A 19,918-nucleotide genomic window follows, 5' to 3' on the forward strand; every position below is an offset into this window, starting at 1 on the left:
CGCCAACTACCGTTCCATTTCTGTCAACAGATCGTGAACCGGCGACCGAACATAGGGCTGACGCCCGAACAATCCGGCAATCATCTCCGCCATGATCAGGTCGAAACCCGGCAAAAAGGTGTCGTAGGGGCCTATGCGCGGCTCAACGTCGGTCTTCGCGACGCAATTGTCGTCTGTGGATACAACACAAGGCGCGGAAACCGACGCCCGCTTGGCAACGCCCGGTGGCAGTCCTGCGGCAATAAGTCTCTCCTGTTGCAGGCCGCCATCGTTGGTGGCGCCGATCTGCACCATGCCATTTCCGACATTTCGAACCGTAAAGCGGCCGTCCCAGATGCCGGCTTCGCCGGGCCTCAGCGCCAGAAGCCGCAGATCACGCGCCTCGCGATAGAGGTAAAGGCCGGTCGCACGCCTGTCGAACACGACGCGTCCCGCCGTCAGCCGTCCGGGTTCGTCCCGCTCGAGAAACGCCATCAGTCGCGTGACCGTTTCCGCGGCCAGTGGATGCGTCCTGCCACCGACGACGGCAGCCATCGCCAGAAGCGCGCGGCGGCAGTCGGCGTCGACGCATCCGGCGACAGCAGCGCCCGCAAAGCTCACCACGAGGTTTTCGTGAACGCGCGCATGAAGCTTCAGCCAGGCGGCGGCCCTTGCCGAGGAGCGCGCCCGCGACGCAGCATCCCATGCGGCAGCCACTTCGCCACCCGTTTCGGCGAGGCGCTCGCGGGTGCGCACACGCTCAAAGCGCATATTCATGTTGCTCGGATCGTCGAACCAGCCAACGCCCTCCGCGCTCAGAAAAGCGCGTATGTCGGCGCGGCGAAGGCCGAGAAACGGGCGCAACACCCAGAAGCGCCTGTCGTAGAGCGTTGCGCGGGCCATTCCGGCGCCACCGGGCCCCTGCCCACGCTCGGACCGCATCAGGATCGTCTCGCGCTGGTCATCGAGGGTGTGCCCGGTGACGATGCAGGTGGCCCCGAATTCATCGGCAGCGCTCGCCAGCAGTTGATAGCGCTCGTTGCGTGCCGCGGCCTGAATTCCCGCCGTCGGCTTGTGGCCGTCCCAGCGTTTGACCATATGTGCAATGCCGAGGCTGGCGCAGAAGGCGGCGATCGCCTCCGCTTCATCGGCGGAGCCGGGCCTCAGGGCATGGTCGACCGTGCAGGCGGCAAGGGAAAGGTCGGCTTTGCCGGTTGCCTCGATCGCCCGGTGCAGGGCAAGAAGCAGTCCCTTGGAATCGCTACCGCCTGAGACAGCTACGAGCAGTCGGGCGGGCCGATGGAAGAATGAAAGAAATCGTTTCGCCGTTTCGAGAACGGCCAGGTGCGCCGGCGTCTCAGCAGCCAAAGCGGCTTTGCTCGCTCGTCACCTTTGCGCGCACGGCCGGCGAGGCCTTCGGGTAGCGCTTGTTCACCTCGCGCAACGTGGCGCAGGCGGTTTCCTTGTTGTCGAGCGCGCCAAGCGACATGCCGAGTTTCAGCAGCATTTCCGGAGCCTTCGGCGATTTGGCGTGCGCCTGATGCGCATTCAGGAACGTCTTGGCGGCTTCGCTGTACTTGCCCTGCGAATACTGCGCTTCGCCCATCCAGAAGCTGGCATCGGCTGCCTTTTCGCCCTGCGGGAACACATCGAGATAGTCGCGGAACTCCTGTTCGGCGGTGCTGTAGTCGCCGGAAAGCACGTGCCCATAGGCCGACTGGTAGAGGTCGCCGGGGTTGTCCAGCGCTGCCGTCTGCCGCTGGCTATCCGGATTGGCGTTGAGCCCGCCATCGGTGCCCGGAAGTGCTACGCCGGGATCGACACCGGGAGGCGTGGCGTTGGCGCCAGGCTGTGCGTCTGTCGTCGTCGAAATCGGATTGCCGCTCTCGTCGAAGACGATCTGGCCGAGCGTCGTCGGCGGTGCCGCACCGGTCGTGCCCTGATTGGCACCCGATGCGGCCATGCCGGTGCCAGGATCGACAGGCGCCATCGTCTGGCTATCCGTCACCTGAGGGGTGACGGACGCCTGATCGCTGGACTTCGGCGTCTGCAATGCGCCGCTCTTCTTCGGGGAGGCCTTGCCGCTTTCCAGATCCTGGAAGCGGAACTCGTTGTCCTCCTGGAACTTCCGGATCTGCTCCTGCATCTGCAGGAGTTGGAAGCTCATTTCCTCGATACGCCCGTTGAGCGAGCGGATCTGTTCTTCAAGTTGGCCGACCCGTGTGGTTTCGGACGCCTGTACCTTCACGACGGGAAGACTGTGCGCCCCTGCCGTGTCGGCGTGTGTCGTTCGGGCCATGAGCCCGGAAAGCGGCATGGCGTTTACTGTCTGGCCCAGGCCCGAAAGGGCCGCGAGACCAAGCAGTCCAGCCACGACAAATTTCTTCATTTCATTTGTCCTGTTCGAATACCGGTTTTCCCACCCTGGAATCGGGGCCCGCAATACATCTCGCCGATTCATCTGGATGATTGCCGCACAGTTTTCCAATTACCCTGAAAAAGCAACGGAGTTCGGCCAAAGTGTGGTAAAAAAGCAAAGGGCGGCACAAGGCCGCCCTTATAATTTAGCGATGCGTGATCGGAAGATCACATGCCGGCGCCACCGAGAACGGTCACGGCGCGGCGGTTCTGCGACCAGCACGAGATGTCGTCGCAAACGGCAACCGGCTTTTCCTTGCCGTAGGAGATCGTCTTCAGGCGGTTGGCCGGAACGCCGCGCGAAATCAGATAGTCCTTGGTGGAAGCAGCGCGGCGAGCGCCGAGTGCCAGGTTGTATTCGCGGGTGCCGCGTTCGTCGGCATGGCCTTCGACGGTGACGGCGTAGTTCGGGTACTTGGCCAGCCACTGAGCCTGACGGTCGAGCGTCTGCTGGGCGTCGGCGCGGATCGAGGTCGAGTCCGTGTCGAAGAAGATACGGTCGCCGACATTGACGGTGAAGTCCTGCTGCGAACCCGGCGTTGCAGCGCCGGCGCCGAGACCAAGCTCGTTGGCATTGTTCGGCATGTTCTTCTTCGAGGCGCAGCCAGCGATGGCAAGGGTCATGACAAGTGCGATCATGACCGGGTTGCGAGCGATGGTCTGCATGCGGCCTGCGGCCGGGGTGTCAATTCGGCTCATGCGCCGGTCTCCTTGAGAAGTGTCTGAATTCACGGTTGCCAGACTGTAACCGGAAGCGGTTAATCGCTATTCAACAGTTATGGTTAACAAATCGATAATTTAAGCTCGGCGCCTGCTAGACCAGCACTTTGCGGCGAGAAAGCGGCATCGTCGCCACAATCCCCGCCGCAAAGGCGAGCCTGCTATTCAAGCCGCGGCGACCAGGCCGGGTCCGAGGCAAAGCCCTGTGTCGGGACGGCCTGCTCGTTGTAACCGGTCAGATCGATCGAGTAGAGCTGCGGTCCGCCGGCACCGGCGTTCTGGCGGAAGAACATCAAAACGCGGCCGTTCGGCGCCCAGGTCGGGCCTTCATTGTGGAAGCCTGTGGTCAGGATGCGCTCACCCGAACCGTCCGGCTTCATCACGCCGATCGAGAACTTGCCGCCCGACTGCTTGGTGAAGGCGATGAGGTCGCCACGCGGAGACCAGACCGGCGTCGAATAGGAACCGTCGCCGAAGGAGATACGACGCTGACCGGAGCCATCGGCACCCATGACGTAGATCTGCTGACGTCCGCCGCGGTCGCTTTCAAAGGCGATCTGGCCACCATCCGGCGAATAGGACGGTGCCGTATCGATCGCCGGCGTGCTGGTGAGCCGTGTCGTCGTGCGCGAGCGCAGGTCCATCGTGTAGATGTTGGCGTTGCCGTCCTGCTGCAGGCTCATGATGACGCGCTGGCCATCGGGCGAGAAGCGCGGCGAGAAGGTCATGCCCGGAAAGTTGCCGACAACCTCCCGCTGTCCGGTCTCCAGCTGCAGCAGGTAGACCCGCGGCTGCTGGTTTTCGAACGACATGTAGGTGACTTCCTGACGGTTCGGCGAGAAGCGCGGCGTCAGAACGATGTCGTTGGAGTTGGTGAGCGGTCGTGGATTTGCGCCATCCTGGTCCATGATCGCAAGCTGGCGCTTGCGGGCGGTCTTCGGGCCGCTTTCGGCAACGTAGACGACACGCGTATCGAAGTAGCCCTTTTCGCCGGTGATGCGCTCATAGATCGCATCGGCGATGATATGGGCAACACGACGCCAGTTTTCAGGCTGGGTGAAGAACTGCTGCCCGGTCATCTGCGTGCCGGCAAACGTGTCCCAAAGCCGGAACTCGGCCTTCAGGCGACCGTCGGCCTCCTGCGTCACGCGACCGGTGACGAGCGCCTGGGCGTTGATGACCTTCCAGTCCTCGAACCGCGGCGCGGCGTCGGGGTTGCTGATCTTTTCGATGAAGGCACCGCGGTCGATCGGCTTAAACAGGCCCGACCGCTTGAGGTCGGCTGCGACCACGTCCGAAATCTTCTTGCCGAGTTCACCCTGCAGGAAGTCGGTGATCGCGATCGGCAACGGTTCGACATTGCCCTTGTTGATGTTGATTTCAACGACCGCATTCGCCGGCGTCGCCGCCACGAAGGCGGCCAGCAGACCCGCTGCCACCATCAGGGCGCGGAAAAAAGAGCTCTTGATCATAGAGACAAGCCTTTCAGCTTAGTACGAAGGGTTTGCAGGGTTGGTTTGCTATCCGGCATGATTCCAATCCCGGCAGCTCTAGAGTGCGAAATCCGAGGGGTCGAAGTTCAGCACGAGGGTATTCCATCCTTTTTCGCCGTCATATTTTTCAGGCGGCAGGTTCTGTAGCGGTGCCGAGCGGCGGAGCGCGCGCAGCGTGCTGCTCTCGACGGCGCGGCGCGTTCCTTCCGGCCCCCCCGTGGCGGTCACCTCCGGCTCACCGACGATGTTGCCCGAGGGATCCAGTTGCACCCGGATCGAGACGCGCACTTCCTCGACGCCTGTGAGACCGGCCATCAGCGACCATTTGTCCTGGATCTGACCCTTCACACCGTCGATCTCGTTGGCGCTCAAGCCCACGCCGATGGTCTTCTTGCCACCGAGAGCCGCCTCCTGCGTCGAGCGCTTGGCGCCACCGGCAGAGGGATCTTGCCGGTTGAGAAGGGCGGCAATTTCGTCAGCGTTGAACTTGCTTTCCTCAGTGGAGGCCGCCTTCTTCTGTTCCTTCGGCGTCTGCTCGTTCTTGCGGTCAGGTGTCTTTGCCGACTGTGCCGGTTTTTCGACCTTGGGCTTGGCAGCCGGCGTCGGCACCTTTTCGGGCAACGCTTCGGCTTCCGGATTTTCGGCCGGCTTTTCTTCGGCCGGCGCCGGTTCCGGCTTGGTTTCGGGCTTTACTTCCTGCTTGGCTTCCGGCAGTGCCGCGACTTCGGTCGCCGGTTCGGAAGCAGGCTTCGTCTCCTCGACCTTCTTGATTTCCTGCTCGACCGGATCGGGCGTCGGTTCGGGCTTCTCGTTCTTTTCCGGCGAGGCCGTGGCCTCGCTCTTCGACGGCTTGGCGTTCGGCGTCGGCGGCGTTTTCAGGTCCGTGTCGTTGTCGCCGATGTTCTCGGCCGGCTGGCTCGTTTCCGGACGTTTGGTCGGAACCGGCGACGATGTTTCCTTCTTCGGTGCCTTCTTGTCGCCCTGCTGGACCTGGGTCATTTCCGAATAGGGTACGATATCGACAGGCAAGGCTTCGACGTCGGCGACCTGGAAGTCAGCCGGGCTGCCGAGCGAAACCAGCGCCCAGGTCAGAACCAGAGCGTGAAGCAGACCAGATGTGGCGAGACTGCCCTTCATGGCCAAGGATCACTTTTCCTGTTCTTGCAGCGTCACGAGGCCGAGGTTCTTGAACCCGGCAGCCGAGATGCGCGCCATGACCTTCATCACCGTGCCATAGTCGGCGTTGGTGTCGCCGCGGACATAGATGCGTTCGTTGTAGCCGGTGGTGGCAATCGCCTCGAGCTTGGGCACAACCTCTTCGATTGCGATCGGCGTTTCCTGCAGGAAAATCTCGCCGGCCGGGTTGACCGAAACGGTGATCGGCTGCGTATCGGAGTTGAGCGCCTTGGCCTGCGTTTCCGGCAGGTCGATCGGCACGCCGACCGTCATCATCGGTGCGGCGACCATGAAGATGATCAGCAGCACCAGCATCACGTCCACAAAGGGCGTGACGTTGATTTCGCTCATGATCGCTTTCTTGCCGCCGCGGCGGCGGCGACCGCCGCCCGACCCCTTGGCTCCGCCAACCGACATACCCATCAGCGTGGTCTCCGTGCTCTCTGGCGATTACTGCGCGGCCTGGCGCGGGTTCTGCAGTTTCTCGTCGATCTGCCGCGACAGGATCGCGGAAAACTCGTCGGCGAAGGCTTCCATACGCGCCGACAGTTTGCCGGCGTCGGCAGAAAACTTGTTGTAGGCGATAACGGCGGGAATAGCCGCAAGCAGGCCGATGGCAGTTGCCAGCAGCGCTTCGGCGATACCGGGGGCCACAACTGCAAGGTTGGTCGACTTCGAACCGGCGATCGCCTGGAACGAGGTCATGATACCGACGACGGTACCGAAGAGGCCTATGAAGGGTGCCGCCGAACCGATGGTCGCGAGCGAACCGAGGCGCGCTTCCAGCGATTCCGATTCACGCGCAAGCGTCACGTCCATGGCACGGTCGATACGCATCTGCAGGCCGATCGGCGAGCGAGCGCCGCGCTCGAAGCTCTTCTTCCATTCGCGCATCGCCGAGACGAAGATCGCCCCCATGCCCGCCGTCTGGCGGTCGGAGAGCGTGCGGTACAGCTCTTCGAGCGATTGGCCCGACCAGAACACCTGCTCGAAGCCGTCGAGCTGGCGACGGACACGGCCGTAGTTCAGCGTCTTGTCGACGACGATCGCCCATGTCCACACCGAAGCTGCAATCAGCCCCAGCATGACCAACTTCACGACAAAGCCCGCTTGCATGAACAGCGACCAGAGGGTCACATCGTGCGTCGCAGCGGCCAATCCAACCTGTTCCATCGTTTTCAGTCCCCGAATCCAAACACCCGGCAAGAGCGGCTCATGCTCGTGACCGGGTAGCCCAAACGTCCTGTTGCAAGAATGCCCCGGCGCCGCCGCTGGTCGCACCATCGCGACCTTTATTAGCTTATGGTTGCCTTCTTGCCGTCAATTTTGGTCAAAGGATGACGTGCACTGCACAAATCCTGATGGGCTGATTAAGACACCATTATGGTTAAGGGAGTGTTACCGTGCTGTGTCTTTCCGGCCGCACCTTGAGGCCAAGCGCCCATCACGGAACTTCCCTCGTCGGCGGGCGTTTTCTCGCCATGACCACGCAAACGACACGACATCGCGACCGGCGGTCCACCCCGCAGCACTTCGATCAGCGCGATCGCTTGATCCTGGCACTCTACGCGCAGTTGAAGGCCGAGCGGGAAACCCGCGCCGCGCTGGAAGAGGCACTCGCCAACGGCGTCCTATCCAGCGAGGTGCTTCAGGCAATCATCTCCGATCCGATCCCTGCCATCACCAGCGAAGATATCGCGGGCATCGAGCAGGCCCTCGCCCAAGACGCAGTCCGCGCGTCAGGCACCAAACCGCTGAACGGAGAACGCTGACCTGCGCAAGAACCCGCTCATCAAGCGACGGCACGAGCTGCAAGCATTGCTCGACGGCATGGGGCCCGCCGGCACACGCCGGATCTGGTGGCCTAGTTCGACTTAGCCGAGTTCTCTGACGATGGACACATTCGCCACGGCGCTTCGAAGGGCTGCGCCGCGACAAGGAGGCCAAGGCCGTGACACAGGAAAGACCGAAGATGACGAAGGAGCCCGAACCCGATGCGAAACGTGCGCCGAACCAAGCAGTGCGTGCGCAGGGCAACGCGAAGCGTGCCTCGCGCGAAACGCCGAGCGCGGCGAATTCGGTTACGGACGACACCGTTCTCGGCGTTCGCATCACCCATCCGGAGCGCGAGCTGTTCGAGGGAGGGCGCATCACCAAGCTCGATCTCGCCCGCCACTACGCCGTCGTGGCGGACAAGATGCTGCCCTTTGCCAGCGGTCACCTGCTGTCGCTGATGCGGTGCCCGCAGGGCGGACGCGGCCAATGCTTTTACCAGAAGCATGCCAGCGAGGGTTTTCCGGCCGAGATCCGCGAGACACCGGTGAAGGAATCCTCCGGCGACACCGAGAACTACATGTATGTGCGTGATGCCAAGGGTCTTGTTGCGGCGGTCCAGATGGGAACGCTGGAATTTCACATCTGGGGATCGCCGGTCGACAAGATCGAGACGCCGGACCGATTGGTGTTCGACCTCGACCCCGACCCAAGCGTCGATTTTTCAACCGTCAAGGACGCCGCACTCAGCCTTCGAGACGCGCTCGACGACATCGGCCTGCAATCGGTTCCGATGGTTACCGGCGGCAAGGGCGTGCATGTCATCGTTCCGCTGGCGCCACGCGCACCATGGGAGGACGCGAAACGCTTCGCCAAGTCGTTCGCGCAGGGCTTTGCCGACCGCGATCCGGATAATTTCATTGCCACCATGTCGAAGGCAAAGCGCCAGGGCAGGATCTTCATCGACTGGCTGAGGAACGAACGCGGCGCGACAGCGATCGCTCCCTATTCCACCCGAGCCCGCGCAGGTGGACCGGTGGCAACGCCCGTCAGCTGGAGCGAGCTTTCCAACCTCGACGCAGCCAACGGTTTCCATATCGCCGATATCCTCCAGCGCATCGAAAATGGAATGGAACCCTGGTCTGAGCTTGGCGATACAAGGCAGTCCCTGACCAAGAAGATACTGGATACGCTGGCCGAATAAGCGGGGCGGCTAGGCCGCCACCTGCCGCAGGCCCTCGATCCATACGTACGTCCGCATGATCGTCAACTGCACAAACGGTACGGGTTGCAACTAACCTCCTGGCAACGAAAAAAGCGCCCTTCAGAAAGGACGCTTCGATGCATGCAACAGCACGTGCCGGCTTAACCCACGCTTTGCCTTGCCTGTGTGAATTTCGTCGCCAGCGCTTCGGGCAGGCGGCGGGGACGGCCCTGGCCGTTGATCACCGCGATAATCACCTTGGCGGCGATCAGCAATTGCCCATCACGGCGGATCTCCTGCAGCAGCACCATCTTGGCACCGCCCGCTTTCTCCGTCACCGTGCCGATCGTCAGGATGTCGTCCATGCGCGCCGGCGCCTTGAAGTCGATCTCCATCCGATGCACGACAAAGACGAGACCCTCGCTGTCACCCTCGATCGCCAGCGTCGCCTGCTCGACGCCGAGCAGCCGCAGGAAATCCGTGCGGGCGCGCTCCATGAAATGCAAGTAGCGGGCGTGATAAACGACGCCGGAAAAATCGGTGTCTTCGTAATAAACGCGCTGGACCAGTCGATGGCCGCCTTCGGTCAGTTCGCCTGCAATCGAGATCAGGGACATGCTTCTCTCCGACAAGAATTTCCCAAATCCTGTGCAGGAACAAAAAGGCATTTGCAAGCATTGCAGCTTTGTCACAAACCTATCCTACACGTGACACAGCTTTCCTTCCTGATCAGGAGAACCGTGCATGAAGATTGCGATCCTCGGCGGTGATGGTTTCATCGGCTGGCCAACGGCCCTTCACCTGTCCGACGCCGGTCATGACATCCATATTCTCGACAATCTCTCACGCCGCTGGATTGATACCGAGCTCGGCGTGCAGTCTCTGACCCCGATGGATTCGATCCAGGAGCGTACCCGCATCTGGCATGCCGAAACCGGCCGTCGCATTCATTTCAACCTGATCGATCTTGCCCGCGACTACGAGCTTTTGAAGAACTGGCTTACGCAACACCGCCCCGACGCGATCGTGCATTTCGCCGAACAGCGCGCAGCGCCCTATTCGATGAAGAGCGACCGGCACAAGAATTACACCGTCAACAACAACGTCAATGCCACGCATAATCTGCTGAACGCCCTCGTCGAACTCGAACTCGATGCACATCTGGTGCATCTCGGCACCATGGGCGTCTATGGCTATTCCACCGTCGGCGCGGCGATCCCCGAGGGTTATTTGCCTGTTGGCATCGAGACGATGGCGGGCAAAACCGTGAGCCAGGACATCCTCTATCCCTCGAATCCCGGCTCGATCTACCACATGACCAAGTGCCTGGATCAGCTGCTTTTCCAGTTCTACGCCAAGAACGATGGCCTCAGGATCACCGACCTGCACCAGGGCATCGTCTGGGGCACCCACACGGAGCAGACCCGCAGGCACGCTCAGCTGATCAACCGTTTCGACTATGACGGCGACTATGGCACGGTGCTGAACCGTTTCCTCATCCAGGCGGCGATCGGCTATCCGCTGACCGTGCATGGTACCGGCGGCCAGACACGCGCCTTCATCCACATCCAGGATTCCGTGCGCTGCATCGAACTGGCGCTGAAGAACCCGCCGGCCCGTGGCAGCCGCGTCGAAATCTTCAACCAGATGACGGAAACCCACCGGGTGCGGGACCTCGCCGAAATGATCGCCACGATCTCCGGTTCGCAGATTGCCTGGCTGCCCAACCCGCGCAAGGAAGCGGCGGAAAACGAACTCGTCGTGCACAACAAAAAGTTCCTGGGGCTTGGCCTTGATCCGATCCGTCTCAGAGATGGTCTGCTTTCCGAAATCGTCGATGTCGCCAGGAAATTTGCCTATCGCGTCGATCGCTCGCGCGTTCCGGCCGTCTCCGCCTGGACCAAGGATATCGCGATGCGCATCAACCACGACCCTGAGGGCAAGCGGCTGAAATCCGTTTCATGACATCACTTGACGATCACCCGGAGGGGCTCCGCCCCTCCTCCCCTGCCTCGTCCGATCATGCATTCGTGACGCTCGTCACCAATGCCGACTATGCGCTCGGCGCCCGCGCGCTCGTCCGCTCGATCCGCCTGACGAACACCCCGGCCGATATCGTCGTTCTCCACACTGGCGGCGTTGCCGCCGACGTCCTTGCGCCACTCTCAACAATCGGCTGCCGCCTTATCGAAACGAAGCTGCTGCCGCTCTCGGAAGCCTTCAACGAGCGCCACGGCAAGCGCAACGTCCACGACAAAGCGCCCTTCACCAAGGGGCGCAAGCCGGCTTTTCATTCGCCGCTCGACAATTTCTGCAAGCTGCGGCTCTGGCAGCTGACAGAATATCGCCGCTGCGTGTTCATCGACGCCGATGCGATCGTTCTCAGAAACATCGACCGGCTGTTTGGCTATCCGGAGTTTTCCGCCGCGCCGAATGTCTATGAAGGTCTTGCCGATTTTCACCGTTTGAATTCCGGCGTCTTCGTTGCCGAGCCATCCATCGCGACGTTCCGCGCCATGCTCGAAAGGCTCGACGCGCCTGAAGCCTTCTGGCCCCGCACCGACCAGACCTTCCTGCAGAGCTTTTTTCCCGAATGGCATGGCCTGCCGGTGACCATGAACATGCTGCAATATGTCTGGTTCAATTTGCCAGAACTCTGGGACTGGTCGTCGATCGGCGTGTTGCACTACCAGTACGAAAAGCCGTGGGAGAAGGACCATCCCCGCACCAAGCAGCTTCGTCCGTTGATCGACCTCTGGTCCGCCTACCTCACCGGCGAGAATATTCCAGACATAGCAACCCTTGCGAATCCGGCTCAGTCATGACGCGCGTGCTCGTCTCCGGTGGCACCGGTTTCGTCGGCCGCTTCATCGTCGAGCATCTGATGGCCGCCGGGTATGACGTTGTTGCCGGCGGCCGCACTCCGCCCGCTCCCGCCTTCTTCTCGAAGCCTGTCGCTTTCGTTCCGCTCGCTCTCGACCCGGATATCGATCAGAGCGTCGCCTTCCGTGACGTCGACCACTTCGTCCATGCCGCCTTCCAGCATGTCGCCGGGCGTTATCGGGGCGGCGAAGGCGATGACCCGGAAGGGTTCCGCCGCAGCAATCTCGACGGCTCCGTCCGCCTGTTTCGAACCGCCCGCGACCACGGCGTGAAGCGCTGCGTCTTCCTGTCGAGCCGCGCCGTCTATGGCGACCAACTGCCGGGCGTAGAACTGTTTGAAGATACGGCCTGCCATCCCGAAAGCCTCTATGGCAGCCTCAAGCTGGAAGCCGAAAATGCACTGGCCGCACTAGGCACGAACGCATTCAAGGCGGTGAGCCTGCGTGTGACCGGCGTCTACGGACCGTCCGGCACAGGTGCCGCTCACAAATGGCAGCCGCTTTTCGATGACTATCTCGCGGGCCGAGAGATTGCGCCACGCGCCGGCACGGAAGTTCATGGCGATGATGTGGCCGCCGCCGTTCGCCTCACCCTCGAAGCACCGCTCGACGGCCTGACGAGCGGCGTGTTCAACGTCTCCGATGTGCTCGTCGACAACTGTACCATTCTGGCAATGGTTCAGGATATTACCGGCTCCAAGCACGCCCTTCCGCGCCCGGCCACGCTGACCACCTTCAACGCCATGAATAGCGAGAAGATCCGAGCAGTTGACTGGCGGCCGGGCGGGCTGGAGCGATTGCGGGCAACGGTCAGAACGCTGCTTGCCTGACGCCGCAAGCGCATAGGACCAGCGTCCTGCTTGTCTAATTTTAGGACTCGTTTAAAGAGCTTTAATGTACAAATAATTACCTCAGGTTGTCTTCGAATATCTGCGTTAAGGTGGCTGCGCGGGCCGGTTCCGGTCTCGCTCCACAGCTCAACCTCCCGTCGATCGACGGCGCTTCGAAGGAAACAAAACGATGCCTATCGAGACGTTGAATCCTGAAGTCTGGAAGCTTGTCGGCACTTTGAACGGTGAATGGAGAACGAACGGCGGTAAGGATTTTGGATGGGGTACGGTCAAAACCTCATCGCAAACCCTGACCGCGAACGCCTTGCTATCGGTCTACAAGCTGATACACGGCGATCAGAATCTGACGCGCGACTATTATCTCGTTGCCGGCGATGTCTACCACGGCATTCAGGGCTCGCCGTCCAAGCCGTCGTCCAATTGGGTCTCGGTCGGCTTTTATGCCAACCACATGAATCTGCGCATTGAAACGACCTCGGCACAGGCACGTCTCTTGACGTTCGGGCCGAACAGCACGGTCGAGCAGGCAACCATCAGCTTCTCGATCGGCGGCGAACTGAGCGCCGAGTATAGTTCGGAAGGCCCGAAGGCGGGCGCTTCGCTCAGCGCCAACGTCGGCGTCAGCTTCACCGCTTCCGAGGTCTCGTTCGCGGCCCGCCCGGAATCACGATCAATCGAATGGCACACCAGCTTGCCGCATGTCGGCTGGGTGTCGTCGGGAATGCCGGCAAATCCCGGCCGCCCATCCTATGCCGGCTATATCTGGAACCCAGCCGTGATCATCGAGGTGCCGCAGGGCGCAGTGCCCAATCTCAAAGGTCGCTTCGAAGTGGATTTCGAATACAATTGGACACGCGGCATCCGCAAGCGGTCGTTCACCCCCGGCATCGACCTCGTTTATCAGTCCCTCATCAAGACCGGCGCCGACGACGCGCAACAGGAACAACAGCTTCCGACGATACTGGAGACGCTACGCTCTCTCGCGGCGACAACCGGCCGGGACGGCAAGACCGATACCTTCCTGATGGCGCTTGAACGCTCACGCGTCATCGATGCCTTCGGGGACAGCAATCTCGACCAGATCGTCATCGCACCGACCAATATCGCTATTCAGGACTATTTCGACAAACACCCACAAACCGCGCTGGAGGCTGTCTCACCCGCGAACCAAAGCTGGCTTGACGCCTGGATTGCAGAGCGGGTCATCAGCACCCCGCCCAACTCGATCGAGGTTGCCAAGCTCAGCACATCAATCAAAGGGATCGCGGGGATGGCAGGAGATTGGTTCGAGTGCGCGGATGGTTTGCTTTTGGTAACCGACACCTATGAAGTCGTACCCGGCTTGCGTAGCGCTCTACAAAATCTCTTCGGCAAGGCCGCCTGACGCGGTTTGCTCAACACCCATAAACAGAAAGGCCCGGCGTCGCGCTCGACGCCGGGCCTTTCCTTCTGATCACGGGTCAAACCAGACCCCTGATCCCCCAACTCAAGCCACCGACAGCAGGCCCATCATGGGCTCGATCCGCGCTTTCATCGAATTTGCCGGTTTTATCCGCCGTAAGCACGAAGAGAAGGCTGTGCGAGACAACGATCGCGGCGGCAAGCAGCAGGCCATAGGCCATCAGGATCACCGTCATCGGAACGACGAAATTGAGCTGTGGCAATGCGCCGAGCATCAACGGCACGCGCCAGGAGGTTGCCGATATTACACCGGAGACGAGGAAGGTGCTGCGCTGCTTGGTCGACATGCCTTCCGTCAGCGAGCGGCCGATCTGCATCTTCACCTTCGGCAAGATCACCGAGCCCGTTGCTTGAATCGACGCTGTCATTAGCCGATATCGATGGCAACGATTTCCGGAGGCGATCCGATCCGGATCGGCAAATTCGAAAGACCCAATCCACCGGAGACGATCATGTGACGACCGTCCTCGACGACGTGGCCGTAGGCATAGCGGTTGCCGTATCGCGACGGGACAAGCGGCGCATAGCCGAGAATCCTGACCTGCCCGCCATGGGTATGGCCGGCGAGTGTCAACGATACACGCCGGGGCACATCGACAAAGATGTCCGGCTCGTGGGCCATCAGGATGATCGGATCGTCACCATCCATGCCGGCCATCGTGCCGGGCAGGTCATCGAGCCCGGGGATCATGCCTGAGCCGTCGGGAGCCAGGTAGGTTGGCTCGAGTTGATCGGCCAGACCGGCGAGCCAGAAGGATCGTCCGTCCTTTTCGAGCCGCAGCGCACGATTGTCGTAGACCGGGATGCCAACGCCGGCAAGCGCCCTGTGGGCTATTGTCGGACCATGCCCGGCCAGACGGGCGACCGGATCGTTGAGCCAGTCGTGATTGCCTATGATCGCGTGGACCCCGAGAGGCGCTTTCAGCCGCGCCAATGCCTCGGCCCAACGGGCGGGTTCGACGAAACCGGTCAGGCGCAGGCTGCTCATATAGTCGCCGAGAAGGAGGATGATGTCGCCACCAAGCGCACTGGCCTGATCGCAGATGCCGGCAATCCGGTGCACAGGCATCCAGGGTTCGCAGGCGTGGATATCGGCCAGGACGACGACCCTGAGCTTGAGGCCTGGCGGCCAGTTGGCAGGCCGCAAAGCGTAGGACGTCACCAGCGGCCGCTGCAACGGCTCGACCCCCACCGCATAGGCGCTGGTGCCAAACCCAGCCATCACCAGCCCGCCGAGAAGCTTGAAGAACCCGCGCCGCGCCAGCATTCACTCTTCCCTTCAATGGATGGACGCCAAGCCGCCTGCCACCTTCATCGAGGCGATGCAGGTAATGGAAAGCGCTCGTCCAACGTCGACGGCCGGCTCTTTCCCTACTGCATGTTTCCTTAAATCGTATCCGGTTCAAGGAAACATGCAGCAATTCAAAGTGCTACAGCGACCTCTGCGCGTCTCATGAGACGCGTGGCGCTGTCGCGGATCATAGCGAGCCCGCCGCCACGCCGAAATACGCCATTTGGCCGCGCGCCTAAGCCATGCGGCCGGAATCCCCTCAGCCGAGGTCGATGACGACGATCTCCGGCGGCACGCCGAAGCGGACCGGCGCAATCGAGCAGCCGAGCCCGCCGGAAACGATCAGGCTGCGATCCCCCTCGACCATATGACCATAGGCATAACGATCGCCGAAGCGCGAGGGTACGACCGGAGCGTGGCCGAGAAACCGGACCTGCCCGCCATGGGTATGGCCGGAGAGCGTCAAGGCGACACGCGAAGGCACTTTCGGAAAGATGTCCGGCTCATGGGCAAGCAGAATCACCGGCGCGTCGTCTTCTACTTGTGCCAGCGTGCCATCGAGATCGTCGAGGCCCTGCATATGCTTGCGCATCCATTTCTTGCCCGGCACCAACGCGAGTTGGTCTTCGAGGCCGGCGAGCCAGAAGCCGAGGCCATCCTTTTCCAGGCGGATGGCGCGATTGCTGTAGACGTTGATGCCGACGTCGGCGAGCGCCTTGTGACCGAAGGTGAGGCCGCCGCTGTTCTTCTGCGCGGTCCCGTCCTCCCACCAGTCGTGATTGCCCATGATCGCATGCACGCCGAGCGGCGCCTCAAGCGTCGCGAGCGCCTTCGACCATTCGCTGGAATGCACATAACGCGTGACAAGGTTCATGCCGGCGGCATAGTCGCCGAGAAGGACGGTGATATCGCCACCAAGCGCATTGGCCTGCCGGCAGATCGAGGCGATGCGGCTGGCGGACATCCATGGCTCACAGGCGTGGATGTCGGCAAGTGCCACCACCCGCAGCTTCAAGCCCGGCGACCAGCCCGGCGGCGTCAGCGCATAACGCGTCACGCTCAGCCGGGCGAGCGGCTCGATGGCAAAGGCATAGCTGCCAAGCGCCGCCATGCTGGCAATCCCGCCGCCGAGAAACTTCAGAAGCCCACGGCGCGTGATCATTTACTCGTCCTCGAGCGTCAATCGAAACTGGGTCGCCTCGACCTCTTTTGGCGGATTGAGGCCGATATGTTTCCAGGCATTGGCGGTCAATATGCGGCCGCGCGGCGTGCGCTGGATGAAACCCTGCTGGATCAGATAGGGTTCGATGATGTCTTCGATCGCATCGCGCGGTTCGGAAAGCCCCGCGGCAATGGTCTCGATGCCGACAGGCCCGCCAGCGAAATTCTGGGCGATCATGAAGAGATAGCGCCGGTCGAGCTGGTCGAGCCCCATATTGTCGACGAGAAGCCGCGTCAGTGCCTCGTCGGCGATCGTCTTGGTCACCGCCTCGGCCCGCGCCACTTCAGCGAAGTCGCGCACGCGCCTAAGCAGCCGACCGGCAATGCGCGGCGTGCCGCGCGCGCGGCGGGCGATCTCGCGCGCGCCGTCGTCGGTCATGCCGAGCCCCATCAGCCGGGAGCCACGGCGCACGATCGATTCCAGTTCCTCGACCGTGTAGAAATTGAGCCGCACCGGAATGCCGAAGCGGTCGCGCAGCGGCGTCGTCAGCAGGCCGAGACGGGTGGTTGCAGCGACCAGCGTGAACTTCGACAGATCGATCTTCACCGATCGCGCCGCCGGCCCCTCGCCGATGATCAGATCGAGCTGGAAATCTTCCATCGCCGGATAAAGGATTTCCTCGACGGCCGGGTTGAGCCGGTGGATTTCGTCGATGAACAGAACGTCGCGCTCTTCGAGATTGGTCAGAAGCGCTGCCAGATCGCCCGCCTTGGCGATAACAGGCCCGGAGGTCGAGCGGAAGTTGACGCCCAGTTCCTTGGCCATGATCTGCGCCAGCGTCGTCTTGCCCAGACCGGGCGGCCCGACGAACAGCACGTGATCGAGCGCTTCGCCGCGGTTCTTCGCCGCCTCGATGAAGATCTTCAGGTTGGCGCGGGCTTCCGCCTGGCCGGTGAATTCGTCCAGCGACTGCGGACGCATGGTCGCATCGAGATCTTCGCCGCGCTTTTCCGGCGTTATCAGACGTGCGGCTTCAGTCATCCATCCGTTCCAATCGATCGGGCATGCTTGCGCGTGGTGTCAAAGAGAATGCCCGTTTTGCATCGGCCGGCACGACAACGCAAGGATTCATCGCGCCAGTTCCTTGAGACCCAGCCGGATCAGCTTGGCACTGTCGGCATCCTCGCCGCCGTTCTTCAGCGCCGCGGCAACCGCATTTGCAGCCTGGTCGCGGGAATAGCCGAGGTTGGTCAACGCCGACACCGCGTCTGAAACCGGCGCCGAGGCAACACCCTCGCCAAGCTCCTGCTTGAGGCCGATCGTGCCGGACATTTCGCCGGCAAACGCCGGCGCCTTGTTCTTCAATTCGGTGACGATGCGCACCGCCACCTTCGGGCCGACGCCCGGCGCCCGCGATACCGAGGTCTTGTCCTGCAGCGCAATCGCGTTTGCAAGCTCGCCCGGCGTCAGCGTCGACAAGAGGGCGAGCGCAACCTTGGAGCCCACCCCCTGGACGCTCTGCAACAGCCGGAACCACTCACGCTCCAGCGCCGTCAGGAAGCCGAACAGCTTCAACTGGTCCTCGCGCACATAGGTCTCGATAAACAGCACCGCCGCCTCCCCCGCCGAACCCAGCTTCGACAATGTGCGCGCCGAACAATGGGCGACATAGCCGACGCCATGCACGTCGAGAACGACATGATCCTCGCCGATTTCGTCGATAGTACCCTTCAATTTGCCGATCATGTGGCGTCGTCTCTCATGGATGGATTGCGGGATGATCGGACCGACCATCGGAAATTAACGGCAGCAGCGCAACTACCCCATCAGGGCCGCAAGCCGGCTGGTCACCGACAGGCGGTTGTGCGCGTGGCAAATGGCGATCGCGAGCGCGTCGGCAGCATCGTTGCCCTTGAACTCGGCCTTCGGCATCAGAACCTTCAGCATCATGTGGATCTGCTGCTTTTCACCGTGACCGACACCGATGACGGCCTTCTTGACCGCGTTCGGCGCGTATTCGGCAACCCTCAAGCCCGCGCGCGCCGGCACCAGCATGGCGATGCCGCGCGCCTGCCCGAGCTTCAGCGTCGCCGTTGCATCCTTGTTGACGAAGGTCTGCTCCACCGCAGCCTCGTCCGGCTGATAGCTGTGCACGACTTCCGCCAGGCCATCATGCAGCTGGCAGAGCCGCGAAGCGAGATCCATGTCGCCATCCGAGGTCACGGTGCCGGAGGCAACGAACCGCAGCGAATTGCCAAGCGTTTCGATGATACCCCAGCCGGTACGGCGGAGGCCCGGATCGATGCCGATGATGCGAATCGTGGTCTGCATGAATTTCACCCTATGCTGCGTGTCCGGACGCTGCCAGCAAAAAGTGAACAAAACAAAAACATCCACATAAGGCAAACGCGGCTGCCGGAAATCTCGAGCACTACCCTTGGATTGAGGAATTTTGACCTTACATAGCCATTCAATCAATTTCGCTCAATAAAGGGCCTTGCTCATGGCGTCTTTCTCCGTCCTCGATCTCTCCCCGATCACCGAAGGCGGCAGCGTCGCCCAATCGCTCGAAAACTCGCGGCTCTTGGCGCAGGCGGCCGAAGAAAACGGCTACAAGCGGTTCTGGCTGGCCGAACACCACGGCATGAAGGGCATTGCCAGCGCTGCGACCTCGATTGTCATCTCCCATGTCGCAGCGGGAACGAAGACGATCCGCGTCGGCTCCGGCGGTATCATGTTGCCGAACCATTCGCCGCTGGTGATTGCCGAGCAGTTCGGCACACTTGCCGCCCTTTATCCCGGCCGGATCGATCTCGGGCTTGGGCGGGCGCCGGGCACCGACATGCGCACCGCCCAGGCGCTCCGCCGCAATATGGAGGCGAGCGCCAACAACTTCCCCAATGACGTCGTCGAACTGCAGGCACTGCTCGGCCCCATCGCCGAGGATCAGAAGATCATCGCGGTTCCGGGTTCCGACACCAATGTGCCGATCTGGCTGCTCGGATCGAGCCACTACAGCGCCCATCTCGCCGGCATGCTCGGTTTGCCCTTTGCCTTTGCCTCGCATTTCGCGCCCGACATGCTGCTGTCGGCGCTCGAGATCTATCGCGAGCGCTTCACGCCCTCGGAGACGCTGGACAAGCCGCACGTGATGGTCGGCGTCATGGGCGTGGCAGCTGCCACCGACGAGGAGGCGAACTACCTCTTCACGTCGATGCAGCAATCCTTTGTCGCCCTGCGGCGCAACGCCCGCGGCCGGTTCCCGGCACCGGTCGCATCCATGGACGGGCTATGGAGTTCGGACGAGAAGATCTTTGTCGATCATGCGATGTCCTATGCCATCGTCGGCGGGCCGGAGACGATCCGCAGAAAGATCGAAACGTTCCTCGACCAGACCAAGGCCGACGAACTGATCATCTCCATGCCGATCTTCGACATGGATGCCCGGCTCAAGTCGCTTCGGCTTTTCGCCGAAGCGCAGCAGGAGCTTGCCAAGGCGGCCTGACTG

20 protein-coding genes and 1 pseudogene are annotated in these 19,918 nt (G+C 61.9%); 7 read left to right on the forward strand and 14 right to left on the reverse strand.

All coding sequences use genetic code 11. The features are described from left to right. Positions 1-6: 6 nt before the first annotated feature. From tilS to tolQ, 7 genes are all read right to left on the reverse strand, one after another. Positions 7-1,347, reverse strand: a complete 1,341-nt coding sequence (gene tilS, locus BKP54_RS06455) for a tRNA lysidine(34) synthetase TilS (RefSeq protein WP_025424725.1) — start codon at positions 1,345-1,347, stop codon at positions 7-9. Next, the gene (gene ybgF / locus BKP54_RS06460; protein WP_025424726.1) at positions 1,337-2,368 is read right to left on the reverse strand and encodes a tol-pal system protein YbgF; all 1,032 of its coding nucleotides are present in this window, start codon (positions 2,366-2,368) and stop codon (positions 1,337-1,339) included. Before ybgF ends, tilS begins: the two co-directional genes overlap by 11 nt. Before the next feature lie 197 nt (positions 2,369-2,565). Further along, a complete protein-coding gene (gene pal / locus BKP54_RS06465; protein ID WP_025424727.1) occupies positions 2,566-3,096 on the reverse strand; it encodes a peptidoglycan-associated lipoprotein Pal in 531 nt (176 codons plus the stop codon). A gap of 182 nt (positions 3,097-3,278) precedes the next feature. Beyond that, positions 3,279-4,589, reverse strand: coding sequence for a Tol-Pal system beta propeller repeat protein TolB (gene tolB, locus BKP54_RS06470; RefSeq protein WP_025424728.1), 1,311 nt, complete (start codon positions 4,587-4,589; stop codon positions 3,279-3,281). A gap of 78 nt (positions 4,590-4,667) precedes the next feature. After that, positions 4,668-5,747, reverse strand: coding sequence for a cell envelope integrity protein TolA (tolA, locus tag BKP54_RS06475; RefSeq protein WP_025424729.1), 1,080 nt, complete (start codon positions 5,745-5,747; stop codon positions 4,668-4,670). Positions 5,748-5,756: 9 nt separating this feature from the next. Then, positions 5,757-6,209, reverse strand: a complete 453-nt coding sequence (tolR, locus tag BKP54_RS06480; RefSeq protein ID WP_025424730.1) for a protein TolR — start codon at positions 6,207-6,209, stop codon at positions 5,757-5,759. A gap of 27 nt (positions 6,210-6,236) precedes the next feature. Further along, on the reverse strand, positions 6,237-6,959 hold the full coding sequence (tolQ, locus tag BKP54_RS06485) for a protein TolQ (RefSeq protein ID WP_025424731.1): 723 nt from the start codon (positions 6,957-6,959) through the stop codon (positions 6,237-6,239). A 308-nt stretch (positions 6,960-7,267) separates the two neighbouring features. On the opposite strand from tolQ, the gene BKP54_RS06490 reads away from it, so the two are divergent. Further along, positions 7,268-7,558, forward strand: a complete 291-nt coding sequence (locus BKP54_RS06490) for a hypothetical protein (protein ID WP_025424732.1) — start codon at positions 7,268-7,270, stop codon at positions 7,556-7,558. A 78-nt stretch (positions 7,559-7,636) separates the two neighbouring features. After that, a pseudogene (ligD, locus tag BKP54_RS06495) lies at positions 7,637-8,763 on the forward strand (non-homologous end-joining DNA ligase); the annotation flags it as partial. A gap of 161 nt (positions 8,764-8,924) precedes the next feature. Here ligD and ybgC read toward each other — a convergent pair. Further along, positions 8,925-9,380, reverse strand: a complete 456-nt coding sequence (gene ybgC / locus BKP54_RS06500) for a tol-pal system-associated acyl-CoA thioesterase (protein WP_025424733.1) — start codon at positions 9,378-9,380, stop codon at positions 8,925-8,927. 127 nt (positions 9,381-9,507) lie between these two features. On the opposite strand from ybgC, the gene BKP54_RS06505 reads away from it, so the two are divergent. The 4 genes from BKP54_RS06505 to BKP54_RS06520 all read left to right on the forward strand — a co-directional run bounded on the left by BKP54_RS06505 (position 9,508) and on the right by BKP54_RS06520 (position 13,880). After that, entirely contained in the window at positions 9,508-10,728 is a 1,221-nt protein-coding gene (locus tag BKP54_RS06505) for an NAD-dependent epimerase/dehydratase family protein (RefSeq protein ID WP_025424734.1), read from the forward strand. Beyond that, complete coding sequence (locus BKP54_RS06510; protein WP_057206609.1) at positions 10,725-11,588, forward strand: glycosyltransferase; 864 nt, start codon at positions 10,725-10,727, stop codon at positions 11,586-11,588. Before BKP54_RS06505 ends, BKP54_RS06510 begins: the two co-directional genes overlap by 4 nt. Continuing rightward, entirely contained in the window at positions 11,585-12,475 is an 891-nt protein-coding gene (locus tag BKP54_RS06515; protein WP_057221567.1) for an NAD(P)-dependent oxidoreductase, read from the forward strand. The genes BKP54_RS06510 and BKP54_RS06515 overlap by 4 nt, the downstream gene beginning before the upstream one ends. Before the next feature lie 190 nt (positions 12,476-12,665). Next, a complete protein-coding gene (locus tag BKP54_RS06520; RefSeq protein ID WP_057206614.1) occupies positions 12,666-13,880 on the forward strand; it encodes a hypothetical protein in 1,215 nt (404 codons plus the stop codon). 76 nt (positions 13,881-13,956) lie between these two features. Here the strand turns inward: BKP54_RS06520 and BKP54_RS06525 are convergent, their stop codons facing one another. The 6 genes from BKP54_RS06525 to ruvC form a co-directional block, all read right to left on the reverse strand. Continuing rightward, the gene (locus BKP54_RS06525) at positions 13,957-14,325 is read right to left on the reverse strand and encodes a hypothetical protein (RefSeq protein WP_025424738.1); all 369 of its coding nucleotides are present in this window, start codon (positions 14,323-14,325) and stop codon (positions 13,957-13,959) included. Continuing rightward, the gene (locus tag BKP54_RS06530) at positions 14,325-15,224 is read right to left on the reverse strand and encodes a metallophosphoesterase (RefSeq protein WP_025424739.1); all 900 of its coding nucleotides are present in this window, start codon (positions 15,222-15,224) and stop codon (positions 14,325-14,327) included. Before BKP54_RS06530 ends, BKP54_RS06525 begins: the two co-directional genes overlap by 1 nt. A gap of 283 nt (positions 15,225-15,507) precedes the next feature. Then, the gene (locus BKP54_RS06535; protein WP_057226565.1) at positions 15,508-16,410 is read right to left on the reverse strand and encodes a metallophosphoesterase; all 903 of its coding nucleotides are present in this window, start codon (positions 16,408-16,410) and stop codon (positions 15,508-15,510) included. Continuing rightward, on the reverse strand, positions 16,411-17,451 hold the full coding sequence (gene ruvB / locus BKP54_RS06540) for a Holliday junction branch migration DNA helicase RuvB (RefSeq protein ID WP_025424741.1): 1,041 nt from the start codon (positions 17,449-17,451) through the stop codon (positions 16,411-16,413). Positions 17,452-17,538: 87 nt separating this feature from the next. Further along, a complete protein-coding gene (ruvA, locus tag BKP54_RS06545) occupies positions 17,539-18,156 on the reverse strand; it encodes a Holliday junction branch migration protein RuvA (RefSeq protein ID WP_025424742.1) in 618 nt (205 codons plus the stop codon). A gap of 72 nt (positions 18,157-18,228) precedes the next feature. Then, complete coding sequence (ruvC, locus tag BKP54_RS06550) at positions 18,229-18,741, reverse strand: crossover junction endodeoxyribonuclease RuvC (RefSeq protein WP_025424743.1); 513 nt, start codon at positions 18,739-18,741, stop codon at positions 18,229-18,231. Positions 18,742-18,913: 172 nt separating this feature from the next. Between ruvC and BKP54_RS06555 the strand changes: the two genes are divergently transcribed. Continuing rightward, positions 18,914-19,915, forward strand: coding sequence for an LLM class flavin-dependent oxidoreductase (locus tag BKP54_RS06555; protein ID WP_025424744.1), 1,002 nt, complete (start codon positions 18,914-18,916; stop codon positions 19,913-19,915). The last annotated feature ends 3 nt before the right edge of the window (positions 19,916-19,918 follow it).

Source organism: Ensifer sp. 1H6 (genome assembly GCF_001976035.1).
Lineage (GTDB): Bacteria > Pseudomonadota > Alphaproteobacteria > Rhizobiales > Rhizobiaceae > Ensifer > Ensifer canadensis.

Bases quoted from the DNA above. Each gene is read 5' to 3' on its own strand.
- ruvB (WP_025424741.1), bottom strand. From the start codon at position 17,451: ATGACTGAAGCCGCACGTCTGATAACGCCGGAAAAGCGCGGCGAAGAT.
- BKP54_RS06525 (WP_025424738.1), bottom strand. From the start codon at position 14,325: ATGACAGCGTCGATTCAAGCAACGGGCTCGGTGATCTTGCCGAAGGTG.
- BKP54_RS06535 (WP_057226565.1), bottom strand. From the start codon at position 16,410: ATGATCACGCGCCGTGGGCTTCTGAAGTTTCTCGGCGGCGGGATTGCC.
- BKP54_RS06520 (WP_057206614.1), top strand. From the start codon at position 12,666: ATGCCTATCGAGACGTTGAATCCTGAAGTCTGGAAGCTTGTCGGCACT.
- tolB (WP_025424728.1), bottom strand. From the start codon at position 4,589: ATGATCAAGAGCTCTTTTTTCCGCGCCCTGATGGTGGCAGCGGGTCTG.
- tolQ (WP_025424731.1), bottom strand. From the start codon at position 6,959: ATGGAACAGGTTGGATTGGCCGCTGCGACGCACGATGTGACCCTCTGG.
- BKP54_RS06490 (WP_025424732.1), top strand. From the start codon at position 7,268: ATGACCACGCAAACGACACGACATCGCGACCGGCGGTCCACCCCGCAG.
- BKP54_RS06505 (WP_025424734.1), top strand. From the start codon at position 9,508: ATGAAGATTGCGATCCTCGGCGGTGATGGTTTCATCGGCTGGCCAACG.
- ybgF (WP_025424726.1), bottom strand. From the start codon at position 2,368: ATGAAGAAATTTGTCGTGGCTGGACTGCTTGGTCTCGCGGCCCTTTCG.
- tolR (WP_025424730.1), bottom strand. From the start codon at position 6,209: ATGGGTATGTCGGTTGGCGGAGCCAAGGGGTCGGGCGGCGGTCGCCGC.
- BKP54_RS06510 (WP_057206609.1), top strand. From the start codon at position 10,725: ATGACATCACTTGACGATCACCCGGAGGGGCTCCGCCCCTCCTCCCCT.
- BKP54_RS06555 (WP_025424744.1), top strand. From the start codon at position 18,914: ATGGCGTCTTTCTCCGTCCTCGATCTCTCCCCGATCACCGAAGGCGGC.
- pal (WP_025424727.1), bottom strand. From the start codon at position 3,096: ATGAGCCGAATTGACACCCCGGCCGCAGGCCGCATGCAGACCATCGCT.
- BKP54_RS06515 (WP_057221567.1), top strand. From the start codon at position 11,585: ATGACGCGCGTGCTCGTCTCCGGTGGCACCGGTTTCGTCGGCCGCTTC.
- ruvA (WP_025424742.1), bottom strand. From the start codon at position 18,156: ATGATCGGCAAATTGAAGGGTACTATCGACGAAATCGGCGAGGATCAT.
- ruvC (WP_025424743.1), bottom strand. From the start codon at position 18,741: ATGCAGACCACGATTCGCATCATCGGCATCGATCCGGGCCTCCGCCGT.
- tolA (WP_025424729.1), bottom strand. From the start codon at position 5,747: ATGAAGGGCAGTCTCGCCACATCTGGTCTGCTTCACGCTCTGGTTCTG.
- BKP54_RS06530 (WP_025424739.1), bottom strand. From the start codon at position 15,224: ATGCTGGCGCGGCGCGGGTTCTTCAAGCTTCTCGGCGGGCTGGTGATG.
- ybgC (WP_025424733.1), bottom strand. From the start codon at position 9,380: ATGTCCCTGATCTCGATTGCAGGCGAACTGACCGAAGGCGGCCATCGA.